This window comes from Caulobacter sp. S45 (genome assembly GCF_903642205.1).
Taxonomy (GTDB): Bacteria; Pseudomonadota; Alphaproteobacteria; order Caulobacterales; family Caulobacteraceae; genus CAHJWH01.
Genome location: NZ_CAHJWH010000239.1, coordinates 1 through 3,077, shown reverse-complemented (window position 1 = coordinate 3,077; position 3,077 = coordinate 1). Strand labels below are relative to the sequence as shown.

The window sequence follows — 3,077 nt, the reverse complement described above, 5'->3', positions numbered from 1 at the left end:
CTCCTTCGTGAATCGTTGTGGCATGGAGGCTCTCCTTCCTCACCGGGAGCTCTCCACTTTTCCGAGGCAGGTCCACCGTGACCAAGTCAGTCCAGAAGATCACCCTGTCGTCCTCGCGCGACATTCCGTTCGACAAGCTGGTGCTGAGCCAGTCCAACGTCCGCCGCTGACAGAGGGCGCAGTGCGCGCGTTCGACAAGCGAGCGAAGTCCATCGGCGTCGTGGGCCATGTCCAGGCCGGGGGCACGGTCCTGAACGACCTGTTCCAGGGCGACGATGGCGGCTGGCTGCAGGACGTCAGCCTGGTCGACAAGATGGTGGGCGAGATGCTGCAGGAAGTTGCAGCCAGCATCCAGGCGAAGAAGGGCTGGAAGTGGGTCGAGGTGGCCCCCGACTTCCCCTATGGCCACACCTACGGCCTTCGCCAGCTGTGCGGCCAGGCGTCCCACTGACGCCCGAGGAGGAGGCGACGCTCGCCGTCCTCCAGCAGGAGATCAACGACATTGAGACGGCGTCGGCCCAAGCGGAGAAGCTGGCCGAGGAGCAGCACCGTCGCATGGGTGAGCTTACCTCGTTCGCCACTCGGGATTAGGCGGCGTGCTTCCCTTGGGGGATGCCATGAGCTTCAATGTCCGAACGCGGAGCGCCGCATCTGAATGTGAGAGACGGAATGTATGAGGAATACAGCAGAGCGCTCATCCAGCGTTTGGCTCCTATCGCCAGCGGCTCGCAGCAGCGGACTCCAGTCCTCCCGACGCTCAAGGGTCTTGAGCGAGTGGAAGCGGGACTGCCTGACTGGTGGCTCGCGGGCGGTAATGTGCTGCTCCTGCCCCCGAACAGCGAAAAGCCGGCGCTGGAGTGCAACCCGCATAACCCGCCGACCTCGGCCATAGTCGCCTTGAACGGCCTGGCGCTTCCTGCTCACGTGATGCTCTGGGGTGAAGCGCCCTTCATCTTTATAGGCGAGGGCGCGCGTATGCCGAACGCCCATCTTTTCTGCGGTGATGCGTCAGGGATAGTCATTGCAGATAATACAGGGGCGACTTGGTCGCCTTGGCTCGACGCGCGCAATGGCGGCCTGATCTACGTGGGTCCAGATGGCCTGTTCGCGAGCAATGTGCGCCTTCAGACCGACGATATGCACGCGATCAGAGATGCAGCAGGTCAACGCGTCAACGCTTTTGGCGGCAGGATTGTCATAGAACGGCACGTCTGGCTCGGGGATGACGTCTTGATACTCGGCGGCGCCCACATCGGGAGCGACGCGATCGTCGGCGCGAGAAGCGTCGTGAAAGGCAGGATCGAGCCGAATACGGTCTCCGCTGGCGTTCCAGCCAGAGAAGTCCGCTCCAACGTGACGTGGGATCATCGCGACCTTCCTTGAGATAGCGCCTCTGGCGCCATGCTGCGCCGGGAGACCTGCTTCGGCTTGCGCGAGCGGACATCCTGACGCATGCAGGCCGCAATGCTGATCGCCATCGACGGGCCGGCCGCTTCGGGCAAGGGAACGATCGCCAGTCGCCTCGCTGACGCCTTCCATCTACCGTACCTGGACACGGGTTTGCTTTACCGTGCCGTCGGTCTTCGCGCAGGCGCCGCGCCGGAAGACGCAGCCGCGGCGGTCGCTCGGAGGCTCGACGCCGCCGACCTCGCCGATCCAGCCCTGCATACGCGCGCCGCAGGGGAGATTGCCAGCCGGGTCGCGGTGTATCCGGGCGTGCGCGCCGCTCTGCTCGACTTCCAGCGCCGTTTCGCCGCCCAGCCTGGGGGCGCGGTGCTGGACGGGCGCGACATCGGAACGGTGATCGCCCCCGACGCGGACGCCAAGCTGTTCGTCACGGCGAGGCCGGAGGTGCGCGCCGAGCGGCGCTGGAAGCAGCTGGCCGGCCAGGGTGAGGCGGTGAGCCTGGACGAAGTGCTGGCCGACATCCGCCGACGCGACGCGCGCGACAGCGGCCGCGCCTCCGCCCCCCTGGTGCGGGCGGCGGACGCCGTCTTGCTCGACACATCGCAAATGGATATATCCCAGTCCGTCGAGGCGGCCCGCCGCATCGTCGAGGCGGCGCGCGGCCGGTGGGAGACGTCCCGCCCCGGCTAATCCCAACGCGCCCCTCTCAGGACATCCATCACGGTCCAAGAGCTTTCCCGGCGTCGGCCTCGCGGCTGCACGCTTGGCTGCATTCCCGCATAAACCCTGAACGGCGTCCGCCCCGACCGCTGCGCGCGGCGGTGCATGACGCCTCCTGCCGGAGACTCCATGGCTGACGATATGAGCTTCACCCCCTCGCGCGACGATTTCGCCGCGTTGCTCGACGAGTCCCTCGCCGGGCGCGACCTGAACGAAGGCACCGTGGTCCACGGCATCGTCGTCGGCCAGGAGAAGGACTTCCTGATCGTGGACGTCGGTCTGAAGACCGAGGGCCGCATCTCGGTCAAGGAATTCCAGCAGGGCGACGGCAAGCCCACGCCCAAGATCGGCGACACCGTCGAGGTGTTCCTGGAGCGCGTGGAGAACGCGTCGGGCGAGGCGGTCATCAGCCGCGAGAAGGCCCGCCGCGAGGAGGCCTGGACCAGGCTTGAAGGCGTCTACGCCGAGGCCCAGCCGGTCATGGGCTCCATCGTCGGCCGCGTGAAGGGTGGCTTCACCGTCGATCTCGGCGGCGCCTCGGCCTTCCTGCCGGGCTCCCAGGTCGACATCCGTCCCGTGCGCGACGTCGGCCCCCTGATGGGCAAGGAACAGCCGTTTGCGATCCTGAAAATGGATAGGCCGCGCGGCAACATCGTGGTCTCGCGCCGCGCCATCCTTGAGGAAGCCCGCGCCGAGCAGCGCACCGAACTGGTGGCCCAGCTGCACGAGGGCGAGGTGCGCGAGGGCGTGGTCAAGAACATAACCGACTACGGCGCCTTCGTGGACCTCGGCGGCATCGACGGCCTGCTGCACGTCACCGACATGAGCTGGAAGCGCGTCAACCATCCGAGCCAGGTGCTCGCGGTCGGCGATACGGTGAAGGTGCAGATCGTCAAGATCAACCCGGACACCCAGCGCATCTCGCTCGGCATGAAGCAGCTGCTGGCCGA

General features: G+C 66.5%; 5 protein-coding genes. All 5 read left to right on the top strand.

All coding sequences use genetic code 11. The features are described from left to right. Positions 1 to 181: 181 nt before the first annotated feature. Positions 182 to 451: a hypothetical protein gene (locus tag HUV06_RS15505; RefSeq protein WP_174302143.1), complete on the top strand. Its 270-nt coding sequence runs from the start codon at positions 182 to 184 to the stop codon at positions 449 to 451. Beyond that, entirely contained in the window at positions 430 to 591 is a 162-nt protein-coding gene (locus tag HUV06_RS15500) for a hypothetical protein (RefSeq protein ID WP_174302142.1), read from the top strand. Before HUV06_RS15505 ends, HUV06_RS15500 begins: the two co-directional genes overlap by 22 nt. Positions 592 to 669: 78 nt before the next feature. Next, positions 670 to 1,383: an acyltransferase gene (locus HUV06_RS15495; protein WP_174302141.1), complete on the top strand. Its 714-nt coding sequence runs from the start codon at positions 670 to 672 to the stop codon at positions 1,381 to 1,383. Positions 1,384 to 1,452: 69 nt separating this feature from the next. Continuing rightward, positions 1,453 to 2,097: a d(CMP) kinase gene (locus HUV06_RS15490; RefSeq protein ID WP_174302140.1), complete on the top strand. Its 645-nt coding sequence runs from the start codon at positions 1,453 to 1,455 to the stop codon at positions 2,095 to 2,097. Positions 2,098 to 2,256: 159 nt separating this feature from the next. Continuing rightward, the coding region (locus tag HUV06_RS15485) for a S1 RNA-binding domain-containing protein (RefSeq protein WP_174302139.1) at positions 2,257 to 3,077 on the top strand (821 nt) is incomplete at its 3' end.

Coding starts and splice junctions, on each gene's coding strand:
- HUV06_RS15490 (WP_174302140.1), top strand. CDS start 1,453: ATGCAGGCCGCAATGCTGATCGCCATCGACGGGCCGGCCGCTTCGGGC.
- HUV06_RS15495 (WP_174302141.1), top strand. CDS start 670: ATGTATGAGGAATACAGCAGAGCGCTCATCCAGCGTTTGGCTCCTATC.